The 23,125-nt window shown below is 51.8% G+C and carries 28 protein-coding genes, 12 tRNA genes and 1 other RNA gene; 9 read left to right on the forward strand and 32 right to left on the reverse strand.

What is annotated here, in order from left to right; all coding sequences use genetic code 11:
• Positions 1–134: 134 nt before the first annotated feature.
• The 5 genes from SPSPH_RS11945 to SPSPH_RS11965 form a co-directional block, all read right to left on the reverse strand.
• On the reverse strand, positions 135–395 hold the full coding sequence (locus tag SPSPH_RS11945; protein WP_075758207.1) for an alpha/beta-type small acid-soluble spore protein: 261 nt from the start codon (positions 393–395) through the stop codon (positions 135–137).
• 156 nt (positions 396–551) lie between these two features.
• Positions 552–1,772 (reverse strand): aspartate kinase, encoded by a 1,221-nt coding sequence (locus SPSPH_RS11950; protein ID WP_075758206.1) that lies wholly within the window; start codon positions 1,770–1,772, stop codon positions 552–554.
• Positions 1,773–1,959: 187 nt separating this feature from the next.
• A complete protein-coding gene (locus SPSPH_RS11955; RefSeq protein ID WP_075758205.1) occupies positions 1,960–2,355 on the reverse strand; it encodes a class II SORL domain-containing protein in 396 nt (131 codons plus the stop codon).
• 128 nt (positions 2,356–2,483) lie between these two features.
• Positions 2,484–3,599: a hypothetical protein gene (locus tag SPSPH_RS11960; RefSeq protein ID WP_075758204.1), complete on the reverse strand. Its 1,116-nt coding sequence runs from the start codon at positions 3,597–3,599 to the stop codon at positions 2,484–2,486.
• Positions 3,600–3,611: 12 nt separating this feature from the next.
• Positions 3,612–3,854, reverse strand: coding sequence for a hypothetical protein (locus SPSPH_RS11965; protein WP_223226076.1), 243 nt, complete (start codon positions 3,852–3,854; stop codon positions 3,612–3,614).
• 247 nt (positions 3,855–4,101) lie between these two features.
• Between SPSPH_RS11965 and SPSPH_RS11970 the strand changes: the two genes are divergently transcribed.
• From SPSPH_RS11970 to SPSPH_RS11990, 5 genes are all read left to right on the forward strand, one after another.
• The gene (locus SPSPH_RS11970; protein WP_075758202.1) at positions 4,102–4,449 is read left to right on the forward strand and encodes a hypothetical protein; all 348 of its coding nucleotides are present in this window, start codon (positions 4,102–4,104) and stop codon (positions 4,447–4,449) included.
• A gap of 37 nt (positions 4,450–4,486) precedes the next feature.
• Entirely contained in the window at positions 4,487–4,954 is a 468-nt protein-coding gene (locus tag SPSPH_RS11975; protein WP_075758201.1) for a hypothetical protein, read from the forward strand.
• Positions 4,955–5,159: 205 nt separating this feature from the next.
• A complete protein-coding gene (locus tag SPSPH_RS11980) occupies positions 5,160–6,032 on the forward strand; it encodes an RluA family pseudouridine synthase (RefSeq protein WP_075758200.1) in 873 nt (290 codons plus the stop codon).
• A 76-nt stretch (positions 6,033–6,108) separates the two neighbouring features.
• Complete coding sequence (gene fba, locus SPSPH_RS11985) at positions 6,109–7,038, forward strand: class II fructose-1,6-bisphosphate aldolase (protein ID WP_075758199.1); 930 nt, start codon at positions 6,109–6,111, stop codon at positions 7,036–7,038.
• A gap of 67 nt (positions 7,039–7,105) precedes the next feature.
• Complete coding sequence (locus SPSPH_RS11990) at positions 7,106–7,237, forward strand: hypothetical protein (protein WP_255430409.1); 132 nt, start codon at positions 7,106–7,108, stop codon at positions 7,235–7,237.
• Between the two features lie 84 nt (positions 7,238–7,321).
• Here the strand turns inward: SPSPH_RS11990 and SPSPH_RS11995 are convergent, their stop codons facing one another.
• The 18 genes from SPSPH_RS11995 to SPSPH_RS12080 all read right to left on the reverse strand — a co-directional run bounded on the left by SPSPH_RS11995 (position 7,322) and on the right by SPSPH_RS12080 (position 12,661).
• Positions 7,322–8,383 carry an SIR2 family protein gene (locus tag SPSPH_RS11995; RefSeq protein WP_198931064.1) on the reverse strand — a complete coding sequence of 354 codons (1,062 nt, stop codon included), beginning with the start codon at positions 8,381–8,383 and terminating at the stop codon, positions 7,322–7,324.
• 130 nt (positions 8,384–8,513) lie between these two features.
• Entirely contained in the window at positions 8,514–9,701 is a 1,188-nt protein-coding gene (locus SPSPH_RS12000; protein ID WP_075758198.1) for a coenzyme F420-0:L-glutamate ligase, read from the reverse strand.
• 239 nt (positions 9,702–9,940) lie between these two features.
• Positions 9,941–10,017: transfer RNA gene (locus tag SPSPH_RS12005), tRNA-Pro, on the reverse strand.
• 3 nt (positions 10,018–10,020) lie between these two features.
• A tRNA-Gly gene (locus SPSPH_RS12010) sits at positions 10,021–10,094 on the reverse strand.
• 8 nt (positions 10,095–10,102) lie between these two features.
• A tRNA-Met gene (locus SPSPH_RS12015) sits at positions 10,103–10,179 on the reverse strand.
• Between the two features lie 9 nt (positions 10,180–10,188).
• Positions 10,189–10,264 (reverse strand) — tRNA-Thr (locus SPSPH_RS12020).
• Between the two features lie 2 nt (positions 10,265–10,266).
• Positions 10,267–10,342, reverse strand: a tRNA-Met gene (locus SPSPH_RS12025).
• A gap of 108 nt (positions 10,343–10,450) precedes the next feature.
• Positions 10,451–10,535, reverse strand: a tRNA-Tyr gene (locus SPSPH_RS12030).
• 3 nt (positions 10,536–10,538) lie between these two features.
• Positions 10,539–10,614 (reverse strand) — tRNA-Thr (locus SPSPH_RS12035).
• A 5-nt stretch (positions 10,615–10,619) separates the two neighbouring features.
• A tRNA-Phe gene (locus SPSPH_RS12040) sits at positions 10,620–10,695 on the reverse strand.
• Between the two features lie 8 nt (positions 10,696–10,703).
• Positions 10,704–10,780 (reverse strand) — tRNA-Arg (locus tag SPSPH_RS12045).
• Positions 10,781–10,805: 25 nt separating this feature from the next.
• An RNA gene (rnpB, locus tag SPSPH_RS12050) (RNase P RNA component class B) lies at positions 10,806–11,135 on the reverse strand.
• A 20-nt stretch (positions 11,136–11,155) separates the two neighbouring features.
• Positions 11,156–11,232 (reverse strand) — tRNA-Asp (locus SPSPH_RS12055).
• 98 nt (positions 11,233–11,330) lie between these two features.
• Positions 11,331–11,406 (reverse strand) — tRNA-Val (locus tag SPSPH_RS12060).
• A 167-nt stretch (positions 11,407–11,573) separates the two neighbouring features.
• Positions 11,574–11,648: transfer RNA gene (locus SPSPH_RS12065), tRNA-Glu, on the reverse strand.
• A 339-nt stretch (positions 11,649–11,987) separates the two neighbouring features.
• Entirely contained in the window at positions 11,988–12,242 is a 255-nt protein-coding gene (locus SPSPH_RS12070; protein ID WP_075758197.1) for a hypothetical protein, read from the reverse strand.
• A gap of 27 nt (positions 12,243–12,269) precedes the next feature.
• On the reverse strand, positions 12,270–12,437 hold the full coding sequence (locus tag SPSPH_RS12075; protein ID WP_158027125.1) for a hypothetical protein: 168 nt from the start codon (positions 12,435–12,437) through the stop codon (positions 12,270–12,272).
• Between the two features lie 5 nt (positions 12,438–12,442).
• Positions 12,443–12,661, reverse strand: coding sequence for a SymE family type I addiction module toxin (locus SPSPH_RS12080; protein WP_198931062.1), 219 nt, complete (start codon positions 12,659–12,661; stop codon positions 12,443–12,445).
• 1,769 nt (positions 12,662–14,430) lie between these two features.
• On the opposite strand from SPSPH_RS12080, the gene SPSPH_RS12085 reads away from it, so the two are divergent.
• Together SPSPH_RS12085 and SPSPH_RS12090 are read left to right on the forward strand one after the other, a co-directional pair.
• The gene (locus SPSPH_RS12085) at positions 14,431–15,858 is read left to right on the forward strand and encodes a nitrilase-related carbon-nitrogen hydrolase (RefSeq protein WP_075758222.1); all 1,428 of its coding nucleotides are present in this window, start codon (positions 14,431–14,433) and stop codon (positions 15,856–15,858) included.
• A 361-nt stretch (positions 15,859–16,219) separates the two neighbouring features.
• On the forward strand, positions 16,220–17,539 hold the full coding sequence (locus SPSPH_RS12090) for an MATE family efflux transporter (RefSeq protein ID WP_075758194.1): 1,320 nt from the start codon (positions 16,220–16,222) through the stop codon (positions 17,537–17,539).
• 166 nt (positions 17,540–17,705) lie between these two features.
• Here SPSPH_RS12090 and SPSPH_RS12095 read toward each other — a convergent pair whose 3' ends face one another.
• The 9 genes from SPSPH_RS12095 to SPSPH_RS12135 all read right to left on the reverse strand — a co-directional run bounded on the left by SPSPH_RS12095 (position 17,706) and on the right by SPSPH_RS12135 (position 21,187).
• Positions 17,706–17,843 (reverse strand): hypothetical protein, encoded by a 138-nt coding sequence (locus SPSPH_RS12095; RefSeq protein WP_158027124.1) that lies wholly within the window; start codon positions 17,841–17,843, stop codon positions 17,706–17,708.
• Positions 17,840–17,995, reverse strand: a complete 156-nt coding sequence (locus SPSPH_RS12100; RefSeq protein ID WP_083945765.1) for a YvrJ family protein — start codon at positions 17,993–17,995, stop codon at positions 17,840–17,842. The genes SPSPH_RS12095 and SPSPH_RS12100 overlap by 4 nt, the downstream gene beginning before the upstream one ends.
• A 22-nt stretch (positions 17,996–18,017) precedes the next feature.
• The gene (locus tag SPSPH_RS12105) at positions 18,018–18,242 is read right to left on the reverse strand and encodes a DUF2922 domain-containing protein (RefSeq protein ID WP_075758193.1); all 225 of its coding nucleotides are present in this window, start codon (positions 18,240–18,242) and stop codon (positions 18,018–18,020) included.
• A gap of 39 nt (positions 18,243–18,281) precedes the next feature.
• Positions 18,282–18,503, reverse strand: a complete 222-nt coding sequence (locus SPSPH_RS12110; RefSeq protein ID WP_075758192.1) for a DUF1659 domain-containing protein — start codon at positions 18,501–18,503, stop codon at positions 18,282–18,284.
• Positions 18,504–18,729: 226 nt separating this feature from the next.
• Positions 18,730–19,266 carry an N-acetylmuramoyl-L-alanine amidase family protein gene (locus SPSPH_RS12115; protein WP_075758191.1) on the reverse strand — a complete coding sequence of 179 codons (537 nt, stop codon included), beginning with the start codon at positions 19,264–19,266 and terminating at the stop codon, positions 18,730–18,732.
• Between the two features lie 533 nt (positions 19,267–19,799).
• Positions 19,800–20,051 (reverse strand): hypothetical protein, encoded by a 252-nt coding sequence (locus SPSPH_RS12120; RefSeq protein WP_075758190.1) that lies wholly within the window; start codon positions 20,049–20,051, stop codon positions 19,800–19,802.
• A 27-nt stretch (positions 20,052–20,078) separates the two neighbouring features.
• Positions 20,079–20,408 carry a single-stranded DNA-binding protein gene (locus tag SPSPH_RS12125; protein ID WP_075758189.1) on the reverse strand — a complete coding sequence of 110 codons (330 nt, stop codon included), beginning with the start codon at positions 20,406–20,408 and terminating at the stop codon, positions 20,079–20,081.
• A 148-nt stretch (positions 20,409–20,556) separates the two neighbouring features.
• A complete protein-coding gene (locus SPSPH_RS12130; protein WP_075758188.1) occupies positions 20,557–20,934 on the reverse strand; it encodes a hypothetical protein in 378 nt (125 codons plus the stop codon).
• Positions 20,935–20,965: 31 nt separating this feature from the next.
• Entirely contained in the window at positions 20,966–21,187 is a 222-nt protein-coding gene (locus tag SPSPH_RS12135; protein WP_075758187.1) for a helix-turn-helix domain-containing protein, read from the reverse strand.
• 186 nt (positions 21,188–21,373) lie between these two features.
• Here SPSPH_RS12135 and SPSPH_RS12140 point away from each other — a divergent pair, with 186 nt between their 5' ends.
• Positions 21,374–21,721, forward strand: coding sequence for a helix-turn-helix domain-containing protein (locus SPSPH_RS12140; protein ID WP_075758186.1), 348 nt, complete (start codon positions 21,374–21,376; stop codon positions 21,719–21,721).
• A gap of 122 nt (positions 21,722–21,843) precedes the next feature.
• Positions 21,844–23,073 carry a tyrosine-type recombinase/integrase gene (locus SPSPH_RS12145; protein ID WP_075758185.1) on the forward strand — a complete coding sequence of 410 codons (1,230 nt, stop codon included), beginning with the start codon at positions 21,844–21,846 and terminating at the stop codon, positions 23,071–23,073.
• The last annotated feature ends 52 nt before the right edge of the window (positions 23,074–23,125 follow it).

Consider the following 23,125-nt stretch of genomic DNA (forward strand, 5'->3'; position numbering starts at 1 on the left):
TTACACCGAGCCTTTGGCGGGCCGAATTGCTATGCCATCCAGGCGCGTCGCAGCGGAAGTCGCTGTTGCCTTTATCCTGCTTTTAAGAAAGGTATGCTTTCTGTTAGGAAGAGAAAAAGCAGGCTTATGCCTGCTTAAGGTTTTTGGTTGACGTCATGTGCAGCTGTGGCAGTCCCATTAGTAGCCTGTACACTTCCTTGTCCAAATTGAGTTTCGCGGCTTTGAATCATCTTGCGAACCATATGTCCCCCTACCCGGCCGTTATCGGCCGAAGTCAGAGCGCCTTTGTAGGTGTTTTTGTAGTCTTTAAGACCAAGCTCGGCAGCCGTTTCTTCCTTTAGACGGTCTAGGCCATTTTGCGCTGCAGGGTTCACTGGTTTTCTCGTCCTTGACATTACGCAAAACCTCCATTTGTTTTTATTTTTGGTGCCTGTTTATAGGTTGGCCTGTATTACACAATCGATACATTGTAATTTTTGTATCAGAAGCGCTTGAATAAAAACAAGCACCAGCCTCTTGCCGGAGGCTGGTGCTTTCATTACTTTGCAGTGTTATGCGGGAAAGAAGCGGGCATGAATAGCATTAACGGCTTGTTTGGCTTTGTCCTCTTCAATCAAACAGGATATGCTGATTTCAGAAGTGCTGATAACCGCGATATTGATACCGGCATCAGCCAATGCGCCAAAGGTAGCGGCAGCAATACCGGGGTTGCCTAACATGCCGGCGCCGACTACCGACACTTTAGCTACATTTTCATCAATGAGTAGACCGCTGAATTCCATTTCTTCAGCAAGCTTCTCTAAAATAAGCCTGGCCTGGGAAACATCTCCCTGAGCAATCGTGAACACCATGTCGATTATGTGTTTGTCCATAACGCGTACGCTTTGTACTATCATATCCACATCAACATTGGCATCAGCCAGAGTAGAGAATATTTTATAGGCGATTCCTGGCCGGTCGGGAACTCCTAATACGGCAATTTTAGCCACATTGGTGTCATGGGTTACGCCACGAATTACAAACTCTTTTTCTTCCATCGTATATTCCTCCCTGATAAATGTGCCTGATTCATTTGTAAAGGTGGAACGAACATGAATTGGCATGCCATAGTGCTTACCCAATTCCACTGAACGCGGATGCATTACACCGGCACCCAGACGAGCCATTTCAAGCATTTCGTTATGTGTAATCTCCTTCATCCGTCTGGCAGTCGGAACAATCCGGGGATCGGTAGAATAAATGCCATCCACATCAGTGTAAATTTCGCAATGGTCAGCTTTTAATCCTGCGGCCACTGCCACGGCGGTAGTATCAGAACCACCCCGTCCTAATGTGGTAATATCCCCGGCTTTTGTCAAACCTTGAAAACCCGCAATCACTACAATCTTGCCGGCATTAAGTTCAGTAACTACCTTTGCAGGATCAATGCCGGTAATCCTGGCCTTGTTAAAAACCTCATTGGTGGTTATGCCGGCTTGAAAACCGGTCATGGACACGGCCGCATGTCCTAATTTGGTAAATGCCATGGCTAAAAGTGCAATAGATACTTGCTCGCCTGTTGCCAGCAGCATATCCATTTCTCTGGCAACAGGTTGATCTGTAACTGCCTTAGCCAAACTTATCAAGTCATCGGTAGTATCTCCCATTGCTGACACAACAACAACAATTTTATCGTCAGGCTTTTTTTCCTGCAATACCCGCCTGGCAACTGCCATAATTTTTTCTGGTGTAGCTACTGAGCTTCCGCCAAATTTTTTTACAATTAGTGCCATGCCTATCCCCCTTTATTATACAGCATGTAATTCAGCATGGCAGTTTATATTCTCCATACAAACACAATATCCTTCTACCTGTGGACAAAAATAACAAGAAATTAAATAATTGAACACTCCGGCAAAATCAAAATAAAATAAAGAAAAGTCAGGAGTCACCCTCTCTGACCTTTCAAAAAATCATATACTATTCTTCCACAGAAATGGCCTTGGACCCTTCCCATAAACCATGAATATTACAGTAGGCTTCAGCAACAAATGTACCGGAAACATTTAATTTAACAACAGCCTTACCAAACGGTTCGGTATAAACGGGTCCTTTGTTGGCGCCCTCCACCGATTCACCGTGAGCGGCAAATTCGAAAGCTGCCACTTCATAGGCAAATTTGCCGCTATCAGGTTTAAAGTAAAGCTTTATCCAGCGAATATGGTGCTCTGTTGTGTTCGGATGAGCAATTTCTTTGCCTACACAAACTTCTACAGTAACTTTTTCCCCAGCTTTTGCTTGGGCTGGCGCATCGATTACCGGCACATGTTTTTCAGCTTTCCAATCAGCACTTTGTACTAAATCAGCAATTTTCATCAGATATTTCCCTCCAGATTATTTTATTTTTTACTTAATAATAATTATTATTCTTCATAAAAAATTAAATTCCTGTTACTTTCAATACATAGTGAAAATTTTTCTTTCCGCTATAGTATCCGGGATTATTATTTAAATATTCGCACCTTCAAACTTTTCAGTTGCTGCTTGTCGACCCCTTCCCATTCAGGCGGATACAACATATCTATAGGATAGAGCGCTAACGAAGTATCACATTCGTATACGGCATCAAATGCTTGTATGGCAGCAATGGCATTAGCTGCCCGGTTGATGCAGTCAATCTTATCTCGGTGAATTTTTACAGCAATTACACAATCATCACTAAATTCGTTTTTAACAATGCCGGCAGCATATACCTCTTGAAAGGAGGGTATATGGGCCAAAATTGTCGATGCAATCTGTAAGATAATGGCCGCACTAAGTTCAAAATATTGTTTATTAAACACCCGGGTATCTTTATCCTGATACTGAAGACGGCCTGTCGGTAAAATCTCGCAAAGTTGTTTGGGAATAACGCCTTTGGTTGGCAGGTATACCTTCGCCAGCGGAATATTCCTGTAAAAATCAATCTCAACTTCAACAACTACCGGCAGTTTTACTTGGTTAAGCACCTCGTCCACCCGGGAGCGAACGGCAGCAGCTTCCCCGGCCATCAATTGGTTGATGAGCGTGATTCGTGACTCCTCTTTTTCTTCATATTGACGTCTGGCTTCTTCGTAAGCCAGACGTTCCTGGGCATTGCGCCCGCCGATTTCTTCCATAGCCTCAAGTTTGGCCTTCTTTATAGCCTCTTCCCTGTCCTTTATAGTAAAATGCAGAGATACTGCGACCGCAACTCCAAACGCAGCCGTGATTAAAAGAGTCATTGGGCTAAAAAGTATTGCCAATACACCGACCAAACAGACAATGGCCGCGATTCTGGCAGCAACAGGGTAAACATACTTACCTTCCATATTACTTGCAGCTTTGTCGACTAGATAACTATAATCAGTTAACTTCAGCTCGGGAAAAGGCTCAGTCACCAGTAACGATTCAAAATCCACCGGGCTATAGGTAACTTTGCTGACAGCGGCTAACTTAAGCTCATAATCCTGATGCTGAACAAACTCTTTACGCCAGCGTTCAAATTGCTCTTCACCCTTGAAATACCTGACTTCAGCTCGTTCGTTAGGTTTATTATCCCGTCGTACCCGGGCTGACTTTTTATCAGGATGAGAAGACATAAAAAATCCTCCTTACTTTCGAATAGTTATTCTAACAGTTTTGCGTGCTACAACATAACAAAAAGCCAGTACTCCGCCTAAGGTAAAGAAAAAGGCGACCGGCTTTGTCATCATAAGCTCTGAACTGCCGATAAGACTGAATAACAGTGCTGCCATATAGGCTAAAAATAGTTCGCCATATCGCGGACTACTCGCGCGCGGCGCAATAATCACCCATACTAAAAAACCCATGAGAATAATATTACTATTTTTCATAAACTCCATTGAGCCAAGATTCACCTACTTATATTTAAAGATAGCTTATATATTCGTCACATACCGCTTTTTTCCTGCCTGTTTTCATCGCCAGCCACTAGTACTAGAGTCCTAATTATAATTCAACTCTTAAATTGTTGACGGCTGTAACATTATGTTTTTGAACTTCATATGCTGAAGTAGAAAGAGAATATATAAAAATCATCATTATTTTTCTTAAGGTAAATAAAGGAGGTCATTGATATTTATGGAAACCAGATATCCTCATTGGTATGGTCCGGAAGCCGGAATGTGTTGTGATTATCCGGATAAAGACATGATGTGCTGTGATGACCAATTCATGGAAGACCCTATGGCGTATAAAATGCAGCGGGATAACTTCAAAGACCGCCTGCTCTGCTTTTTAGGCGATGAAGTTCTCCTCGGCACCGACGCTATGATTGACCGTAAAGGTTCCACATTCTGCGGCACCATTTGCTATGTAGGCTGCGATTACATCATAGTTAACAGTAGCTTTTGCCGGCGCTCCATTTCACTGCATGTACCAATCAAGATGATCCGCTTTATCGCTCCCTTCAAAGGCGGTCGCAGATAAACTTCGTTAATGCCTTGGCAGAGGAGCTGATGTCCCGATGAAGAAAATATTCAGCCGTCGGCCGTTAGCCGTTGACCCGGCGCACATGATACTATTACATCAGGAAGCTATTGAGCAGCTTGAGCTTATGTATACAGCCGTAGAGGCGTCAGAACATGCCAGCGACGGCATGCGCGATACACTTATCACTATGGCCGAAAACCATTGGGAAGGCTATTTGGACACTTTACACATGATATGTATGCATGACGATAATTTGGCAGCCATAACGAAAAAATACAGTTTTAAAATGCGCGACAACGAGCAGGCAGACACTGAGCGGCAATTTTTGGGCAGTCGCCTATTGCTTCTGGCACTCCTTTTAGGGCTTATCCGGCGGCATCGCCGGTTTACCTACTACTATGGGCTAAGAGCAAATCCAATGGGCGATTATATTAAAGAATCCATAGCAACAGAGCGCGAGCACATAGCCATGATGATAAGCATGGTGCAAAATATGTTCTGAGACTTTCATGTTTGCAGGGAGGCGGCTTGCCTCCTATATTTTTTATGCATCAACCTTATCCAGGGGCTTAGCCGTCAGATAAACAAGAAAACACAGCTTGCCAAACTCAGCGCAAGCCGTGTTTTCTTGCTTTTAGAGGATTTTTATTCTAGTATTGCGAATAATAGGCTATACTTAATGTATATTCAGCATCCCAGGAGTGACTATGCCTGATTTTACTGTCCCACTAACCTGTTCTGCCCTGCCACTAAAGGATTTTTTACGGCGGCAGGCCGGACTCTCGCTAACATTATGGCGTAAGATAAAAACAAATGGAACCCTTGCCATTAACGGCCAGCCAGCGGCAGTCTCCGACACGGTTTATCCCGGAGACACCATTACTGTCACTTGGCCGGAAACCTCGTCCATTATTGCCGAAAACCTGCCGCTTTCAATTATCTATGAGGATGAATGGCTGCTGGCAGCTAATAAACCGGCAGGCATGCTGGTACATCCGGCAACCGGAGAGCGTTCCGGTACATTAGGCAATGCAATTATGCATTACTATAGCCTGCAGCACTACTCCTGCGGCTTCCACCCTGTCAACCGCCTTGACCGTAATACCTCAGGCCTGATACTTATTGCCAAGCGTCCCGATATTCAGCACTGGCTTAATCAAAATCAACAATATATCGTTAAACAGTACCTGGCGGTCGCTACCGGCATTCCGACTCCTGCCTGCGGAGTAATTGATGCCCCGATTGGCCGTAAAACTGACAGTATTATTGAACGAGAGGTGCGTCCCGACGGTCAGCACGCCCTTACCCGTTATCGCGTTCTGGAAAACTTCAAACATGCCAGTTTGCTTGAAATCCTGCTGGAAACAGGACGCACCCACCAGATACGGGTTCACCTGCAGTATATCGGCTGTCCGCTGCAGGGAGATGACCTCTACGGTGGTCCTGTTGATCAGATTAATCGCCAGGCTCTGCATGCAGCCAGGCTGATTCTGCCACATCCGGTTACCAAACAGCAGCTTGACTTGACTAGTTCTTTGCCGGATGATCTAATTAATCTTATCAGCAAACTTGGGAAATAATATCTAAATATGCTATAATGTATTTGAAATATGCTATAATATATCTGGTTCTTAGGAAAACATAGGAGGGATTTCCATGCCATTAGTAACTTCACAGGAGATGTTCAAAAAGGCTTATGCAGGCCAATATGCTGTTGGCGCATTTAACGTCAATAACATGGAAATTATTCAGGGCATTGTTGAGGCCGCCAAGGAAGAGCAGGCACCGCTCATCCTTCAGGTATCTGCCGGCGCTCGTAAATATGCCAAACACATCTATTTAATTAAACTGGTCGAGGCGGCCCTGGAAGATTCTAACTTGCCGATCTGTTTGCATCTGGATCATGGCGAGGATTTTGAAATCTGCAAATCTTGCATTGACGGCGGCTTCAGTTCAGTTATGATAGACGGCTCCAAACTCCCGTTTGAAGAAAATATTGCACTCACTAAAAAAGTTGTAGACTATGCCCATGAGCGCGGTGTTGTCGTTGAAGCCGAGCTTGGTCGTCTTGCCGGTATCGAGGACGCCGTTAATGTCAGTGCCAAAGATGCTACATATACCGACCCTGATCAAGCCGTAGAGTTTGTGGAGCGTACAGGAGTAGATTCCCTGGCAATTGCTATCGGCACCAGTCATGGCGCTTATAAATTTAAAGGTGAATGCAAACTTGATTTTGACCGTCTTGAAACCATTTCCAAACTGTTGCCCAACTTCCCGCTGGTATTGCATGGTGCTTCTACTGTACTACCTGAGTTTGTGGATAAATGCAACCAATTTGGCGGCCAAATCAAAGGCGCCCAAGGCGTTCCCGAAGATATGCTGCTCAGAGCTGGTAAAATGGGTGTCTGCAAGATTAATATTGATACCGACCTCCGTCTGGCTATGACTGCTTCTGTCAGAGAACATTTTGCCAATAATCCATCTGACTTTGACCCCCGGCAATATCTGAAACCAGCCCGCGAAGCCATTAAAGGCATGGTCAAACATAAAATCCGCAATGTTCTAAACTGCAGCGGCCGCTTGTAGATTCCGGCATATAAATTCTATAATTGGCAAAATTAATAGTAAGCCGATTATAGAAAGGAGTCCTACAATGCACGCTGACAAAATCAACTTTGCGACTTTGTCTACAGAAGAACTGGATACTATCAAAAAGTTCGAAAAAGACTTTACCAGTAAGCACGGCAACCATATTCTTTTATTAGCCTTTAACCAAGCAAAATAAAGAAAAATCCTGCTCTGTTGGGATAAACAAATAGCCGCCAAATTGGCGGCTATTTGTTATCTTCCTGTCGGCAATCAGATAACTTTATATAAAGGTCTCCGGTTGCCGGCAAAATTCTTCGAAGGTTTTTTTAGCGAAATGGACATGGGTACCCAAAAACCTCTTATAGCGTTCTTCTTCCTCCAGCCTCCTTGCTGCTTTCCTGCCAGGATAATTGTTAATTACCGTTATCTTCAGCCTGCCGGCACGGTTGGTTTGAATCCGTTTTAACAGATATTTAACATGCATATCCGCATCTGGAAATGAATAACCGCAAAAAATAAGGTGTCCAATATCCCTTAGGGTTGTTTCGGTTTTGTGCCAAACCATAGTTAAAAAACTATTAGACATATCTTTGAAAAATGTAGGCGGCACAATGACAGGAGTTTCCATTGATTGACAACGTCTGCACCGTACCTGCGCAGGGTTTGTTAACCAGTTAAAGACCCCCTGCTGACACTTGATTAACCGCAATGAACTGCAAGTTGGACAATAAAACCAGTTAAGCGACCCATGCACCTTATAGAGCTGAACAATGAGCTTGTTATTATTCGGAGAATAAGCCGGACTTGCATAATTGGTAAAGTCTACTCCATAATCTAAAGCAATGTCATCCCTGGAAGCTAAAGCCTGATCAATCAAAATATCATAATTGGTCGATAGGAACACCATATCGGTCAGAAGCCCATTGGAACTCAGACTTTCCACCAAAGCGCGATGGAGCCCTTTCACGACAGACGTTTTATCTTCAAGTACCTCAGCCATTAACAACACCAGATACTGCCTGATAAAGCCAATCCGATTACAGCTTTGTGCAAGGTTCTCCAAATCAAAATCCATAAACGACTGTCGTTTACGAACAGCCAAATCTAACAGGCCAATAGCTTCTTCAAAGGTTGGAAACTGAATAGCATCCAAATCATCATGAAGCACATCAATAAAAAACATTTCTTTAAAATACGAGCTAAGTTCACTCACGCGCTTGCAGTCACTATAATTACTTTCAGCACGAAGACTTTTGAAATATTTTTTAAATAACAGATTTTGTACAGGTGCGCCTTCGGCTGCCGAGGCACCCCCACCTAAAAAAATTGCTGTCTTTATCATACAAAATTTTATTCTCTCCGCCAAACACAAAAATATACAAAAATATGATGATAATGAGAGTATCAAGAAAGATAATCATTGACTAAAAGAAAAAAGGCCGTGTTAAGCACACGGCACTTTTCTAACGTTACTATTCTGTCGCGTAATTATCAAAATACCCCTGTACCAGAACGACCGGTGTACCTTTGTCACCACTGCCGCTGGTTAAATCACACAAACTGCCCAATAAATCAGTATACTGCCTCGGCGTGGTACCCAAAGCTTCCTCTTTGCCACATAGATTAAGCGATTTATCCTTTATCTTATCTTTAATAGCCTGGGTCAGTGCTTCACTGGTAAGCGCTTTCATTTCATTATCGGCTACATATTTAATCTTAATTTCATTAGGAGTTCCGAACAAGCCGGAAGTATAGCCGGGAGAAACTACAGGATCGGCCAGTTCCCATATTTTGCCTTGGGGATCTTTAAAAGCACCGTCGCCATAAATCATTACTTCTACTTGTTTTCCCGTGCTTTGTTTAAAAGCCTTTTGTAATTCCCCGACAATCTCATTGCAGTTTCTCGGAAAAAGTTTCACTTTGTCTTCAGTTGCTTTGTTTGATCCTAATAATCCATAGTCAGCATTAAAGCCACTGCCATTTACTGAATGAGTCATTAAGTCGTCAAGTCCGTAAACAGTATCGGCTCCCGCCTTTTTGAGCATTCGTTTAGTTCTGTGTCTTTCATGAATATTGGCAACTAAAATTTCTTTCGTATAGTTTAAAGCTATTTTAGGATCATTAGTAAGATATATTTGAATATTTCCATTTACTGCAATATCTTTATAGAGTTGAACATAGTCAATACCAGTAAAAGGATGTGCAACATTATTACCGAACATTTGACGGTATTTTTCCTCAGTCAGCATATCGGTATATGGATTAATTCCCAAATCATCCATTAATTCAACATCAATTAAATGATTTCCCACTTCGTCAGAAGGATAATTGAGAAATAAGTGGATCTTTTTCCCACTCATGGCTATCCCTTTGAGGATCAAAGAAAATCGGTTTCTGCTTAAAATGGGAAATAAAACTGCTATATCACCTTTAAATTTACTATTAATATCATCGGCAATATCAGTAAGAGAAACGTAATTGCCCTGTGAGCGTGCTACCAATGATTCTGTAACACCTATAACGTCTCCGTCTTTAAGCTGATAGTTTTCCTCTTGTGAGGATTGTAAAACAGAGGATACCACTATATCAATGATGTTATCGCCCTCTTTAACAACCGGAGTCCTGATACCGCGTACTACAGTTCCTATTGTTCTCGCCAAAGTTATTCCTCCAATTGACTAATCGTCAAAAAATAGCACTATTGCGCAATAATATTATCACAATTAAGTAATAGTTGCAATGTAGAATAAAAATTATAAACTGACAAATTGTTAACTCAAGTCCATTTTTCGTTGGCAGCAGTGAAATAATTGCTATTTACATAGCTTTAGAAACTGTGCTTATTGGCATAAAAAAACCGCTTTATTGCGCTAATAATAGAGCAATAAAGCGGTTTTACTGGTCGGAGCGGCAGGATTCGAACCTGCGACCCCCTGGTCCCAAGCCAGGTACTCTACCAAACTGAGCCACGCCCCGATATGGAGCGGGTGAAGGGAATCGAACCCTCGTAGCTAGCTTGGAAGGCTAGTGCTCTACCATTGAGCTACACCCGCAAAATGGATGGTGGCGGCGCAGGGATTTGAACCCCGGACACTTCGGGTATGAACCGAATGCTCTAGCCAGCTGAGCTACGCCGCCGTATTAAAATGGAGCTAGTGACCGGGATTGAACCGGTGACCTTATCCTTACCAAGGATACGCTCTACCGACTGAGCTACACCAGCATTGGTTGCGGGGACAGGACTTGAACCTGTGACCTTCGGGTTATGAGCCCGACGAGCTGCCAGCTGCTCCACCCCGCGATATTATAGTTATAAAGGATGTTCCTTGCTATCGCCCGGAACTAAGCGACTCACACAAGTTATCGCTTTGCCTGCCGGCTCGCGACAACTTGGTTCGCTGCTTATTTATGGTGGAGGGAGGTGGATTCGAACCACCGAAGTCAAAGACGGCAGATTTACAGTCTGCTCCCTTTAGCCACTCGGGAATCCCTCCAGATGGAGCTGGCGATAGGAATTGAACCCACAACCTGCTGATTACAAGTCAGCTGCTCTACCAATTGAGCTACGCCAGCATACATGGTGCCTCAGGGCAGAATCGAACTGCCGACACGAGGATTTTCAGTCCTCTGCTCTACCGACTGAGCTACCGAGGCATTAAAGATGGCGACCCCGGCAGGATTCGAACCTGCGACCTTTTGATTCGTAGTCAAACGCTCTATCCAGCTGAGCTACGGAGTCTTTTTATATTACAGTCTTCAATAAAAACCATAAGCCAGTTTCTGTTTTAGGAAATTATTTATCTAACGCACTAATGCGTTCTTCCCTTTGGTTTAATTCCCTCTAGGAAGCTCCCCTACCAAAATTCGGGTTTCTGCCTCGTGGAGTTTACCACTTTTCACTAGGCTGTCGCCAGCCTACTCATTCTCTGTGCACTTTATGGCTACTTTCGGCTACGAGAGTCGATTTTGCCGTCGTCAGAGCATTTGCTCTGCCTCACCTTGCGATGAGCACGAACATTACGACCATCTCAGGTCGTGGCAGCCTGGACTTTCCTCAATACTGCAATAATGCAGTACCGCAATTTCCCGTTTTTAAAAAAGACTGGAATTGTAATGGCGACCCTGAACGGATTTGAACCGTCGATCTCCGCCGTGACAGGGCGGCATGTTAGACCGCTACACCACAGGGCCGCATATTAAATGATGTTCTTCGCTATCGCTCAGAACCAAGCAATTCGCACAAGTTTCCGCGTCGCTAACGCTCCTAAAAACTTGGCTCTCTGCTTATATGGTGGGCGATGACAGGATCGAACTGCCGACATCCTGCTTGTAAGGCAGGCGCTCTCCCAGCTGAGCTAATCGCCCGGATGATTAATGTAAGGATGTTCTTCGCTATCGCTCAGAACTAAGCGATTCGCACAGGTTTTCGCGTCGCTATCGCTCCTAAAGACCTGGCTCTCCGCTCGGAAGTAAGCGACTCACTCAGGTTCTCATTTCGCCTATCGGCTCGTGAGAACCTGGTTCGCTGCTTATGGTGACCCGTAAGGGAATCGAACCCTTGATACCGCCGTGAAAGGGCGGTGTCTTAACCGCTTGACCAACGGGCCATGAACAATTCTAACAAGGAATACTCTTCTCGGAAGTAAGCGACTCACTCAAGTTCTCATTTCGCCTATCGGCTCGTGAGAACTTGGTTCGCTGCTTATGGTGACCCACCCGCGACTCGAACGCGGGACACCCTGATTAAAAGTCACATTTTGATGTCTTTTTTCGTTTTCAAAACGTCACGGATGCTTGAAAACACTGGATTTTCATCACAGACCGTCACAGACTTTTTTCACCGCATTGTTGTACGGTTGTTGTAGTACAACAATTCTCGGCCGGGGCTGTCCGCTGCTTGCGTATACCGTTCCGGCTGAAGGCATTGCGCCTGCCGATACGTTTCATCATCGCGTAGACCGGGCTGTCAGCAGCAAATCAGTTACCTGCTTAGTGCCACGAAGAGTATTATATCGCATTTCTTTTCGTTTGGCAACATTTTTTGCTAAAATCGCAACATACCATTTACTGGCACGCCATAACTGCCGGTCGGCCGCCAACCAGAAGGCCGCAGCAGCAAGCTGCGGCCGGCGCACTGCGCCAAACGCAGGGACAGAACGACAGCGGAGCAGTCGCAGCTTATCCGGCCCAATCGGCAGCAAAACCCTTCCCGTCAAAAGAACGAGGCGCTAATCCGGAATAAAGCCGTAACAGTGCAGCCGCGCCTGGTAGTATGCCAGCACAGGCCGCGTCAGTTGCACCCGTATCCATTCGGAGCCGTCGGGGCTGGTCACAAGCCGGCCGTATAGCGCCCTGCCCCACTGCAGCCTTTTCTTAACCTGCTCGACTGTAAGCATGGAGACTACCTACCGCCGCCGGGCCGCCCAGGCAATTGCCCGGCGGCGGCAACAGACCTGATGAGCAGACTGCCCTTGCTCCCCTGCACTTCAATTTTAGCGCCGGTTAAAAAGCCAAGCTCCTGCAGCCATTTGCCCTGCAAGCGGATTAAGGGCCGGAGTGCGCCATTTTGACAGGTATAATAGACGGTCAGGACACGGGTGCTTTCTTGCGGAGTAGACACTGTTATATTCCCCCTATGCAGCGCCAGGAGACCGGACTTCCGCCGCAGCGGAAACCCGGACTGCCGGGCAGCCTTTACTAGGGGGAAATTAAAAAGCGCATGTGAGGTTTTTACTCCTACACATGCGCTTGGCTTCATCATCTGCTGCATTCCAATACCAAAAGCCGAAGCAACTGCCGGCCTCAACAGAAAAGCGGGACATGAAACTATGTAAGCGAACGCGTGCTTTCCGTTGACGGTTTAAGAAGGCTTCATTCATCTGCTGCATGAAGTCGCACAGCCCTGTTCCCTGACGGACATTTCCGTTGCGCTGCAGGCCCCCCGCTTGTATTCAAGCCGGCGGCATTGTATAATAAAAATGTCGTCGTGGACAGCCACTGTTACGTGTAGGTGCCGTTTTCACCTGCGCGTGCCTGGAAGTGCTCCAACACTTTCAGGTCACGGCGACTTTTTAATTTCCACCTAGTACCATTATAGCGTATCTGCACCGAATTGCAAGCAAACTATACCTTGCTGGAGGGATTTTTTCCCGGATGCTTGCATATTCTTATGCCAATGGGTATAATATAAGAAAAGGACTGACGTGTTACTAGCACGCCAGCCCCCACAGGCTGTCTAACCGGAAAACGGTTAGCCCGATTTGCCGTTATTTAGAAATAACCGCCATCTGGCAAGGGGCGGTTATTTCTTTTTGGTCGTGATTAATACCATGAGTGTGGCAAATGCAATCGCAAATGTCAATGCCTCGTAGATACTCATCATACCACCCCCTTCCTGAAAAGGAAGGGGCTAACCGTCCCCCGAGCAGCCTGTACTGTCAGTATAGCATATTTTGCCAAAACTGAGAAAGAAAATTTTCCCCCGGCTATGCGTGCCGCCGCCACTGGATGAGGGCGGCTTTTTTTATTTTCCCCGCCGCGCAGTCCGCGGCTCCCTTGCTGCCGGCAGGCCCGTCGCACGGGACGCGGCGGCGCGGGTTTGGCCGCCGTGGCCGGTGCGCTTTCGTTACTAACACCAGGGAGCAGGCCCGGCTTACGCTGGGCGGCCGCGCGCCTTTGGCGGCAGCACAGGGTAAGCCGCTTGGGGCCGCGAGTGTGGCGCGCCGGTTTCCCCCTCCCGTTTGTTCGTCGGGAGGGGGTCAGGGGGTGGGTCCGTCCCAGCGGAACCGGGCCGTCTGCCGCCGCCGCCGTCTTGCTGCCGCTTAGCTGAGTGAAGGGCCCTGCCGCGGCCGCGTACCCCCCAATTTGTTCGGCCGCACCTTAGCGGGGTTTGGGGTAGTCCTTCCCGTTAGGGCGCCCGCAGTCCTCCTTCCCCGAATTCATGCAGGCCCACCGCTGGACGGCAACGCCATTCAGGAGGGATGGGGCCTGGGGAAGGGAGGACGGAGAGTGGACACGCTTTGGTGTCCACGGGCGGGACGGGCGCGGCCGCGGCAGGGAACGAACGGCGGTTGCCGCTTGGCCAGGCGAGTGGCGGCAGGTGGCCCGGTGGAGCGGTTTGGTTGCCGCTCGGGCTGCGTGCTTTGTTTTCCGTTCCCGGCGGCCGGCGGGACGCCCGGCTGGGTCGGCCGGCGGTTTTCCGGCCGGTCCGGCCGGAGTGTCCTGCCGGGGCCCCGCGCAGCGTGCGGGGCCAGCCGCGTGGTCCCGGCCCGCCAAGCTGGCGGTAACGGGCAAAGCACGCTCTTGCGTTTTTCTTCCCGTCCCAGCCTGCCCAGGATTTCCTTTGCGCCTGGCGAAATTATCCAGAAGAATGCAAGGAAGGTTTTCCGCATGTCCGTCTTACCGCCCGTGAAAAATCGGTTGCCTTATTATTTTCTGTCTGCCGCCGGCCTGAGCGCCGTCCTGTTCTTTTTCTCCACCGGCTTTTACGACAACTGGCCGCTGACCTGGCTGGCCCCGCTGCCGGTCTGCCTGTACGCTTTAGAGGCACATGCCGGCCGGGCGGCGCTGGCTGCGCTTGCGGCCTACAGCCTTGGTGCGCTGAACGCGTGGGGCTATTTGCCGCTGCCGCTTTTCGCCGCCTCAACCATCCTGAACGCGGTCGCCTTTGCCGCGGCGGCGCTGCTGCTGCGCAGCCTGGTCCGGTCCGGGCAAGCCGCTTTCGCGCCGTTTGCCTTTGCCGCCTGCTGGACAGCGTTTGATTATGTCCGTTCCCTGGTATCCTCGTTCGGCACGTTTGCCAGCCTGGCCTATACCCAGGCGCTCAATCTGCCGGTCATTCAACTGGCTTCCCTGACCGGTATCTGGGGCATCACCTTTCTGCTCATGCTGGTTCCCGCCTGCCTGGCGGTTGCCTGGCACTGCCGCCGGCAGGGGCGCGGGTGTCGCTCCGTCCTGCTGCCCGCCGGCGGTCTGCTGGCGGCAGCGCTGCTGTACGGGGTCTGCCGTCTCTATCTGCCGGCCGCCGGGCCGGTAGTGACCGTCGGTCTGGCCGCCGTCCCGGCCACCAGGGCCGAGCTGCGCAGCCAGGACGCCGCAACCGTGAACCGTACGCTGCAGGGCTACAGCCGCAGCGTGGACGCGCTGGCCGCCGCCGGGGCCCAGGTAGTGGTGCTGCCGGAAAAGCTGGCGTTCTTAGCGCCGGAAAACCGGGAAGCGGGGCTGGCGCTGTTCAGCCGGACAGCGGCGAGAAACCGGGTTGTCCTCGTTGCCGGCCTTAGTCTCCAGCAGGAGCGGCTGGCCAATCGCACGGTCGCCTTTGCGCCGGACGGCTCTCCGGCCGCCGCCTATGACAAGCAGCATTTGCTGCCGCCCTATGAAAGCCGCTATACGTCCGGAGACAGTCTGGCCTGGCTGGACGCCGGCGGGACCGCGGCGGGGCTGGCCATCTGCAAGGATATGGATTTTGTCCGGCCGGCCAGGGACTACAGCCGCCAGGGGGCCGGCCTGCTGCTGGTGCCGGCGCTGGATTTTCACGATGACGGCTGGCTGCACGCCCGCATTGCCGTCCTGCGCGGCGTGGAGGGCAATATGGCCGTCGCCCGCGCCGCCCAGTGGGGCCTGCTGACGCTCAGCGACAGCCGCGGCCGCATCCTGGGCCTGACCGCCACCGATGCGGCTGCCGGCGAGGCGACTTTTCTGGGGCAGCTCCCGGCCGGCAGCGGCCGCTCGCTGTATAGCCTGACCGGCGACTGGCTGGCCTGGCTGTGTCTTGCCGCTACCGTCCTGGCCGTATGCCGGCTCCGCCGGCCCAGGTGAGGTGGGACAAACACCTGCGGGACGTTGCCGCCAGGCTGGTGTCACAAACGGCTGCATTAAATCCGCTCAGCAAGCCATTGACATCGACTTGCCGCTGTCTTAAAATGAAGAGAGCATTTCCTGTGAAAGGAGGTCAAGAGGATGTACGCTGTTTTCGATTACACATTGCCTGTACAATCACCGGTTCGCGCAAGCGGTTTGGGCCAAAATTGGCTTTGTCTGCCCTTTTTTAGGCAACCGCATATCGGGAACAATTACCGGAACCGCTTGACCGCAATCAACTAATTCCATTTTTGAAAATACTTGCGAAAAAGACGCCGGTTGTTCGGCGTCTTTTTTTGCTTTCACAGGAGGAAACGCTATGCAACAATTCATGAGTTACCAACAAATCGGCAAGCTAGCTTTGCCGGTTATCGCCGCCCAATCTGTTGTGTTAATCAACGGCATGATTGACCTTGCCTTCATCGCCCCTTACGGTACTGAGGCCATTGCCGCCGTATCCATAGCCAATGCTTTATGCGCTGTGCTGTTTAATTTTCTGGAAGGGTTCCGGCTGGGCACAACCGTTTTAGTTGCCGAAGCCTCGGCTGGGAACAATGCACCAAAAGCAACCGCCGCAGTAAGCAGCGGCTTATTTCTGGCGGCAATAACCGGCGGCTTGTTCGCTGCCTTCGCTCCGATCATCAGTCATTGGGTTTACCGGCTTGCCGGTAATGCGCCAATGCAGTATTACGGTACAGAGTACTTGACGGTCTGGCTATGGGCCTTGCCGTTCATATTATTTTCCTATGTGCTTACCGGACTGTTCCGGGGGCTAAAGGACACGGCAGCGCCGCTGTATGCAACCTTTGTAATCTGCCTGCTCAATGTTTGTTTGGATTATATGCTGGTTTGCGGCGGCTTTGGCTTTCCCAGCCTGGGCGTAAAGGGAGCGGCCTGGGGAACACTGCTTGCCAGCCTTGCCGGTTTCGGCATCCTCATTCTGCTGGCAGTAAAAAAACCGTTGACCAGCCCCTATCTGGAGTGCAAGCAACCATTTTTCACGCAAGTCCCGGAATATATCGCTTTGGCCGTCGATATCGGTCTGAACACCGGCTCCACACTGCTAGCCCTGCTGATTTTTGTTTGTATCATCAAACCGTTGGGACCTGCCGCTCTGGCAGTGCATCAGATTACCTTACAGGTTTTTAATTTAGCCTATCTGCCTGCCCTCGGCTTTCTCATCACAGCCTCGATCATTGTTCCCCAGCTATTAACCCCCCTCCACAATCACCTGCTAGTCCCCACCGTGTGCCGGATAGGCCAAATGAGCTTTGGGGTCGTCTTGCTTACAAGCGGTTTGGTGTTTATCTTTTCCGCAACTGTCAGCAGTTTTTTCAGCCCTGCCGACAAGCAAGTGGCAGCGCAGGCGGCGCAAACAATACGGCTTGTTTGCGCCGGTCAGCTGTTTTCTGCCATTTACATGGTCCTGCGCGGAGTGCTCACCGGTTGTAAAGACACCCGGTTTATTGTTTATGAAGGCTGGGTATCAGGCTATCTTATCTTTCTGCCTTTGGCATATCTTTTGGCGATAACGTCCGGCTACGGTATATATGGAGGGTATATGGCCTTCGTGGCATGGTGCATAACCGATTGCGGCGTCCTTGCTTGCCGGTTTTTTCATCGACAGCGTTTACTATAAAGGAATGCACTATCAGTACTTCATACGCTCAACGGGCATTGCTCCTATAGGCCGTGCCAGCTGTTAGTAGATTAAGGCAAGGATGAAACAGGCCGTACATATTGCACAGCCTGTTTGCCAGATGCCGGACCAATAAGGTTTAATGCAAACCCGTCCCGCCCAAGGCTCAGGCATCCGGCGTCTTAATCGGCGGGGCGGCCACCGGCGCTTCCTGTTCGCGGATGCAGCTTTCCTCTTCCTGCTCCGCCGCCTCAATCCGTTCCGCATCTGCCGGCGGCGGGCCGTACACGATTTTCAGCATCATTTTTTCGTGACCTCCATCCTCTCGACGCAACTGCACATCTGGTTGATGGCGCTGGTCAGTTCGGTCAGACGCTTTTCCAGCCTGACCAACAGATAGAAGGCCACCACCATGGGGAAACCGTAGGTCGCCGTCAGGCGGGCCATTTCTTCCATTGGCAGGGCCTCCTTTCGCCGCTTAGGTTAACTCGGTAATCGCCAACTGGCGGATCTGCGCTTCCTTGACGCTGACCAGGTCGCCGCTGGTGCTGACAAAGATATTCCTGGCAATAATGCTTTCCATCACGGCCTGCACTTCGGCCAGCGTCAGGCCCTCTTTAGGGTCCTTGACCGCCACCGTGACCTCTTTGCCGGCCGCAGTGGTAAAAACCATTTCCAGGGTCCGGGTGTTGGTATCAGCCATTTGTCAAACCTCCTTTCTCCATGCTGTCGGCTGCCCGCCTTACTGATTGACCAGATAGGCGGTGTCCACGCGCTCAATATCCGTCACCGGATAGACCTGCAGGCTCATCAGCGCCAGGCCGATGTCAAACAGGTCCTGGTCCGCGGCCGTCGACTTGGCAGGGTAATTGCGGGTCACATAGGTCGGGCTGCCGGCAGGCGTCACGCCCCTTTGCAGCTTAATGGCAATCGTGCTCTTTTGCGGAATTTTTACCAAGGCCATCCTTTTTGCCTCCTTTCCGGTGTTCGTCTCACGCAAAAGGCGCACCCCGGGAGGTGCGCCTTTGCGCCTGGAACGGATTATGACAAGCGCGGCCTGGCCGCGCGGGTCACCAGCAACTTGCCCGTTCCAGGAGCAATATTCCATTTTGTATTATTATATACTCATTATGCAATATTGTAAAGTCCTTTTGGCGCGGCTAGGCAGGACAAGTCAGCCTGGCGGCCCATTAGCCGGCAAAATAATCGGTCAATGCCTCAGCCATGGCCACGGCCGCCGCCAACTGGCCGGCATAACCGCACAGCAGCCGGCGCTCGGCTTCATTGGAGATAAAGGCCACTTCCACCAGCGCCGCCGGGCAGCGGGTTTGCCGCAGCACCTGGAAATTGGCCGTCTTGACGCCGCGGTCGACCGTTCCCAGCTCGGCCACCAGCCGGGCCTGCAGCAAGGCCGCCAGCCGCCGGCCCTGTACGCTGCCCGGATAATGATACACCTCCGTGCCCTGGGCGGCCGGGTTCGCCACACTATTGGCATGAATACTGACAAACACGTCGGCCCGGTTGGCGTTGGCCAGCGCCGCCCGAAAGCCCAGGTCGTCGGTGGCAATATCGCCCGTCCGGGTCAACAGCGCCGCATGGCCCGCTTCCGCCAGCCGCTCGGCCAGCAGCCCGGCAATGGCCAGCGCCACGTCGCACTCCCGCACACCGCCGGCGCAGGCTCCCGGCTCCAGCGACCCGGAATGGCCGGGGTCGATGACAATTTTCATTTTCCTTTCCCACCCCTTTAGCGTATGATTTGATTGCACCCCTCTGCCGCCAGGCAGAATAACCGGCCCCAAAGCCCGCTCCGCATCCCTGCGGGCGGCGCTGCAGCCGCTGGCGCGTCTTCCGCCGGCCGTCCGCGGGCTGCTCCGCTCAGTGCCGGCAAGACGGATACCGCTCTATGGCCGGCCGTCCGCTGCTTGCGGCGTTCCGCTGCGCTCCACTTTCCTCATCCGCTCCCGATCAGCCACCGCTGGCGCTTAGAGCCGTATCCTGCCGGGCGGCTATTCCGGGGCCGCCGGAGAGCAGGCCCGCCGCTCCCTGACGCTCGCCGCCGGCCTGCCGGGGCACCGGGGCAACGGCCACCCATCCCTAACCCTTCCCTGCCAGGGAAGGGGAGGCGGCCATCCGCTAATGGCTTTTATGTCCACGCCCGCCCGTTGGGTACGCTTCGCCGGGCTACCGCTGCGCTGGACATAAACCGGACATTAGCGGACGTCCGCCGCTGCTGGCGCAGACCTTCGCCCTGGCTCAGGGTTTATGGACCCACCCCTGGCCCCTCCCGTGAACCGGGAGGGGAAGGGGCGACGCCGCCCGCCGCCACAGCCTGCCGCTGCCGGTACAGGCAGTCGTCAATATACAGCATGGCCGCCAGCAGCAGCGCATCCTCCACGCTGACCGGCCGCGTCCCGCCGCTGCGCCGCGGCTTGACCGACAGCAGGGCGGCATATTCCGCCAGGTCCCGGTACATCCCCTCCGGCATTGTTACTGTCAACGTTATACCCGCCATTCCCCTTCCCCTCTGCCTGCTGATTGGCTAACCACCCGACCGGGTCAGCCCCGGCTTGTCCAAAAACTCAATGTCCCGGACCACCACCTCGGTCACCTTCCGCCGCTGACCGTCCGCACCTTCCCACTGCCGGCTGTGCAGCCGGCCTTCAATCGCCACCCGGTGGCCGGCTTTGCCCTCCTGCCCAATCTGCTCGGCCAGCGCATCCCAGGCCACACAGTCAATGGCGTCCGTTTCCTCTCTGACCCTGGTCTTAAACACCACGGCCAGGGAAAATGAGCAGACTGCTTTGCCGCTCATGGTATAGCGCAGGTCCCGCTCCGGGGATAATCGACCGACTAAAAAGACCTTGTTCATGCCTCCCTCTCCTTGTTATGCACATAATCACAGGCGCTACTACTATTATTGGTTTACGTTTATAAATAAGTTTACGTTTATATAATGTAACCGGGTTGCCAACCATAATGGTTGACAAACTCCACTTTGCCAACCGACTTGCCAACCATTATGGTTGGCAAATGGGCTTTACCAGCGACAAACGCGGCTTATCCACAGGGTTATCAACAGATTTATCCACAGGTTTGCTTTGAATTGACTGCAGTTCATACCAAGGCGCTGACCGGCCGGGGCGGGGCGTATGGATGAGCAGTCCGGCCGCCACCAGCTCGCTGCGGGCCCTGGACAGCGTCGTGTAGCTGTAGCCCAGAAACCCCAAGAGCGTGCTGGCGGCCACTGTCAGCCGCGGCGGCCAGCCGGCGCGGTTGAACAGGTGCATCAGCACGCCCCACAGCGCCTGGGCCTCGCTCGACAGCGGCCGCGTCAGAAGGCTGGCGTAAAAGCCGTTGAGCTCGACAATGTAATTCACGGTCCCGCCCACATCCACCGGTGAAACCCCTGGTCCCGGCGTCCCGGCTTCACGGCAGGATACGTTTCAGACCGGCCGTATTCACGCCCGTCTTGGCGCTGGCCCGCCGCCGCAGCCACTCATTGGCGGCCTCCACATGAATAATAAAACGGTTTCCCTCCTTGGACGCCGGAAAGTCCGGCAGGTAGCAAAACTCTCGCACCCGGTTCTGGCCAATGCCGGTCATGGCCGCAAACTCCTTGACCGTAACCACCAGCTTACTGCTAAGCATAAAGACCCCTCCCTTGAAATTATTGCAATTTTTACATTGCATTATGTCATAATTATACGGCATATATTTCCATTTTACAATACATTTAATAATTTTATATTTACAAATCGCAATGTACCGTTTACAATAGGGGAGAGAAGCTCGTTTACAGTGTGTGCAAATAAAATGTAATGGTGTGTGATACGAATGGGCAATACCGGATTGGGGGCGCGCCTGCGCGCCGCCCGCGAACGCCTCTATATGTCCCAGGCCACCCTGGCCGAACTCATCGGGGCGGGCAATCAGTCCACCGTGGCCGGCTGGGAGCGCGGCCGCACCGAGCCGGACGGCGAAACGCTGGCCCGCCTGGCCGTCATTTTGAAGGTTTCGACCGACCACCTCTTAGGCGTGGACGCCGGCGTGCTGGCCCTGCCGGCCGACGTGACCGACCTGGCGATAGACATTGCCGGCCTGCCGCCGGCCGAGCGGGCGGTCCTGGAAAAAATTGTGGCGGCCTTAAAGGCGGAGGACAAAGACAAAGTCGTCCCTGGTTGACCGGTGGATTAGAAGGATGCTCTATCCCGGCGGCAAGCGCCGGCAATGAACGCCGCGGCAAAGTGGCGGCCGCGCAGTAAATGGAGGGAACCCTAAAAATAACATAAAGGATGTGAGTAACCATGGCAAAACGGGCCAATGGTGAAGGAACAATCTGCAAACGAAAGGACGGTCTTTGGACAGGGGCCGTTACGATCGGGCGCGACGCTGAAACAGGCAAGCTCATTCGCAAGTATTTCTACGGCAAAAGCAAAACCGAAGTGCAGGAGAAAAAGGCGGCCCAGTTAGAAAAGACCAAGGGCCTGGCTTATCTCGACGCCGACAAGCTGTCGGTCAGCCAGTGGCTGAATAAGTGGCTGACCCTTTATGCCCGGACCACTGTCCGGCAAAATACCCTGGAAGGCTATCAGTTCATTGTGGACAACCACGTCATTCCCGCGCTGGGGGCGGTCAAGCTGGGCAAGCTCCAGTCCAATCAAATTCAGGGCATGGTCAACGCCATCCTGGACAAGGGCGGCTCGCCGCGCCTGGCCGAGTTTTCCTTCGCCGTGCTGCGGCGCTCCCTCCGCCAGGCGCTTAAAGAGGAGCTCATTTACCGCGACCCCACCCTGGCCGTGTCTCTGCCGAAAAAGCAGAAAAAAGAAATTGTGCCGCTAACCGACGAGGAATGGACGGCGCTGCTGGCGACGGCTGCCAAGCCTGTCTTCCGTTCTCTCTACGCCGCGCTGCTGCTCGAATGGGGCACCGGCATCCGCCGCAGCGAACTGTTGGGGCTGCGCTGGCCGGACATTGACTTTGCCCGCGGCGCGGTGTCCATTTGCCACGCCGCCATTTCCACCAAGGACGGCCCTCAACTGGCGGAACCGAAATCGAAAAAAAGCCGGCGCACCCTGCCGGTGCCGCCCACCGTGCTGGCCGAACTGAAAAAGCACAAAAGCCGTCAGGCGGCCCGGCAGCTCAAAGCCAAAACGTGGGAGAACAACAACCTGGTCTTTCCCACCCGCAGCGGCGGCCTGCAGGACCCCCGCGTCTTCTCCCGCCGTTTCGCCCGCCTGGTGAAGGCGGCTGGCATTACCTCCGGCCTGACCTTCCACGGTCTGCGGCACGACCACGCCACGCGCCTTTTCGCCCAGGGCGAGCATCCCCGCGACGTGCAGGACCGCCTGGGCCACGCCTCCATTACGCTGACGATGGACACCTACACCCATTCCATGCCCAGCCGGCAGCAGGCTATCGCCAGTCGCCTGGAGGCCAATCTGCCCGGCCGCAAGCCGCAAGCTGACACGGCGGCCGCCGAAACCGCCGCGACTGCACCAACCGCGGCAGCGGTACAACAACCGGTACTGCAATAAACTGCCTTAACCTGGCCGGCAGCGCGGCTGCACGCCAATACGAAGGCCCCGG

Source organism: Sporomusa sphaeroides DSM 2875, from assembly GCF_001941975.2.
Taxonomy (GTDB): Bacteria; Bacillota; Negativicutes; order Sporomusales; family Sporomusaceae; genus Sporomusa; species Sporomusa sphaeroides.